This is a genomic window from Mesorhizobium sp. M2A.F.Ca.ET.039.01.1.1 (genome assembly GCF_003998035.1).
In the GTDB taxonomy this organism is placed as follows: Bacteria; Pseudomonadota; Alphaproteobacteria; order Rhizobiales; family Rhizobiaceae; genus Mesorhizobium.
Map to the genome: position 1 here is coordinate 1 of NZ_RZRY01000816.1, position 2,533 is coordinate 2,533.

A 2,533-nucleotide genomic window follows, 5' to 3' on the forward strand; every position below is an offset into this window, starting at 1 on the left:
GTCAACCCGCGTCTTGGGGGTGCGACCGGTCCTCAACTGGTTCAACTGGCTTACGGCATCGATCTTGTGACCGAGCACATCAAGCTTGTCATCGGAGACGAATGGAACCTGCGAAGCAGGCACTCGCACAGTGCGGCCGTGCAGTTCCTAGTTGCTGATTGCGATGGCAATCTCGATCGGATTGCTGGCGGCAGCCGGGCGGCTGCCGTCTCAGGTGTCGCCGAGGTCAAATTGTACGTTGAGCCCAACACGCCGATCGTCAGGAAAGGCGATCTCCCAGAGTGTATCGGACATGTGATCGCCGCTTCACCCAGCCTTGCTCAGACTAAGGCGATACTTCAGCGTGCCGTCGACTTAATCAGTTGGTCGATCACACCATTTCCGGCCCTTGGGGAATAGGATCAATGGCGCTCTCATGTTTCGCGGTAGCGACGCAGGTTTCCCTGCGCTCCCCGCACAGATCCAGCGAGCCCAATGCGGGCACCAAATGTGTTCGAGCACATTTGTTGTCTTCCGTTGGGGAATTTCGGCCTCATTCTAGAGCCGACCAAGACCAAGTTGGTCGAGTTTGGTCGGTTCGCGCAAAGACACGCGGGCAAAGGCGGCAGAAACCGCCCGGACAACCTACTTTCTGGGTCTAACGCCCTATTGCACGCGAAATCAAAGAGGTAACTTCAAGGTTGGGATGCGCACCGAGAAATCTCGGCTAAAGCGCAGCCTTATGTCTCTGCAGGAGCTAATGCGGCGAATACGGAATTACAAGATCAGTGACCAGGCCGGTGAAATCAACGTCGTCCTGCGCGGCCACTATGGCTATTACGGCGTCGCCGGAAATCTATGGGCGATCTATTCGCCGACGGCGGCTATGCCGGAGAAAACTGACGCAGGCCCTGGCCGACCTGGGCACGTGGACCATTGAAATCATCAAGCGCTCCGACACGGCCAAGGGCTTCGAGGTTCTGCCGCGACGATGGGTCATGAACCACTGTACAATGTTGCTAAGGTTGCCTTTGAGTGGTCGGTGCGGATCGAGCGTCCAAGTCGTAGGCAGCAGCTTGGTGAGGCTCGTCGTGGTCGGAATGCGAGTCGATTTGTCGCGGGCGAATCAGAGCCACCACAGGATTAATGCGCCATCGACGGCCCAGCTGCGAGCTGGCCGATGGAGGCGCACATGGTCCGGCGCATGGATCGCCTGTGCTGCGCGTGCACGTGTCGTTCGAAGCGACAAGAACCGGGCCCCAACATCTGCTCGAGGCCTATGCTCGTCTTGTCCGCTTTTTCTTCTCACCGATGAACCCCGCGACGAAACCGGTTCGCGGCTGCTCGTAGAGCATCCTGGACGTCGACAGTTGCTCGACACGGCCGGCCTGGAAGACGGCGATGCGATCCGACAGCATGGGCGGTGAACGGTCTAGCGACCGGGTCGGCAAACGCCTGACCGGCCTGCGGCCTCACCCCAGTGGTCGGCCCGCGGATGCGCCGCCGCAGTCTCATCAAGCGCCGCGCGAACACCGTCTACCAAGGCGTCTATCTCATTGGGGGTGATGACGTAGGGCGGGCAAATCGCCAGGACGTCCCCCATGTTTCGGATCATCACACCGTGCTCGCGGCACCGCCGCTCGACATCGGCGCCCATTCGCAGCTCCGGCGCGAAGGCGCGACGGGCGGCGCGATCCTGGACGATCTGAATCCCGGCGATGAAGCCGCGACCGCGGACCTCGCCGACCAACATGTGGCCGTCGAGCGCGTCGGCAAGTGCTCCATGGAGGTAGTCGCCGAGACGACGCGCTCGGCTTATGAGATCGATCTCCCGGTAAATCTTGATCGCCTCGGCGGCGACGACGGCTGTCACGGGATGACCGGAATAGGTGAAACCGTGGCCGAACACGCCGACCTTGTGGGCTTCGTCGGCAACGCATTGGTAGATCTTGTCGGAGATAATAACGCCGCCGATCGGCAGGTGACCGGATGAAAGCCCCTTGGCTATCGAGAGCATGTCTGGTTCCATGCCGAATGTCTGGCTACCAAACCAGTTTCCGGTGCGCCCGAATCCACAAACCACCTCGTCGGACAACATGAGGATATCGTATTTGCGCAGCACGGCTTGAATCTTGAGGAAATAGTCTTCCGGCGGCACCAGCACGCCACCGGCGCCCATGACAGGCTCGGCGATCATCGCGGCGATGGTCTCCGGCCCTTCCGCCAGGATCAAGGCCTCGAGCTCCTCTGCGAGGCGCGTGGCGTAGTCACTCTCTGTCTCGGCCGGCAGGCTCTCAAGATAGTGGAACGGCCGCGCCGCGAATAGAACGGGAAGCGTCGGCAGATTGAAGGACTTATGCATGTGCGGCAGACCACTCAGCGCAGCCCCCATAACCGTACTGCCGTGGAAGGCCCCAAACCTGCTGATAATCTTGCGTTTGTCGGGACGCCCCCGCGCGGCCTGGTAATACCAGGCGAGCTTGACCATCGTGTCATTGGCTTCCGAACCGGAGCCGACCAGAAAAACGCGCGCGTTGTCGAACGGCGCCAACGC

General features: G+C 60.6%; 2 protein-coding genes and 2 pseudogenes. 2 read left to right on the plus strand and 2 right to left on the minus strand.

The features are described 5' to 3' along the window. Both EOA24_RS34125 and EOA24_RS34135 read left to right on the plus strand, forming a co-directional pair. Window positions 1-399, plus strand: a pseudogene (locus EOA24_RS34125) (hypothetical protein); the annotation flags it as partial. Between the two features lie 447 nt (window positions 400-846). Continuing rightward, window positions 847-980: pseudogene (locus EOA24_RS34135) on the plus strand (IS5/IS1182 family transposase); the annotation flags it as partial. 276 nt (window positions 981-1,256) lie between these two features. On the opposite strand, the gene EOA24_RS42050 reads toward EOA24_RS34135, so the two are convergent. Both EOA24_RS42050 and EOA24_RS34140 read right to left on the minus strand, forming a co-directional pair. Beyond that, the gene (locus EOA24_RS42050) at window positions 1,257-1,397 is read right to left on the minus strand and encodes a hypothetical protein (RefSeq protein WP_189354468.1); all 141 of its coding nucleotides are present in this window, start codon (window positions 1,395-1,397) and stop codon (window positions 1,257-1,259) included. A 14-nt stretch (window positions 1,398-1,411) separates the two neighbouring features. Beyond that, the coding region (locus tag EOA24_RS34140) for an aminotransferase class III-fold pyridoxal phosphate-dependent enzyme (protein WP_127410601.1) at window positions 1,412-2,533 on the minus strand (1,122 nt) is incomplete at its 5' end.

Coding starts and splice junctions, on each gene's coding strand:
- EOA24_RS42050 (WP_189354468.1), bottom strand. CDS start 1,397: ATGCTGTCGGATCGCATCGCCGTCTTCCAGGCCGGCCGTGTCGAGCAA.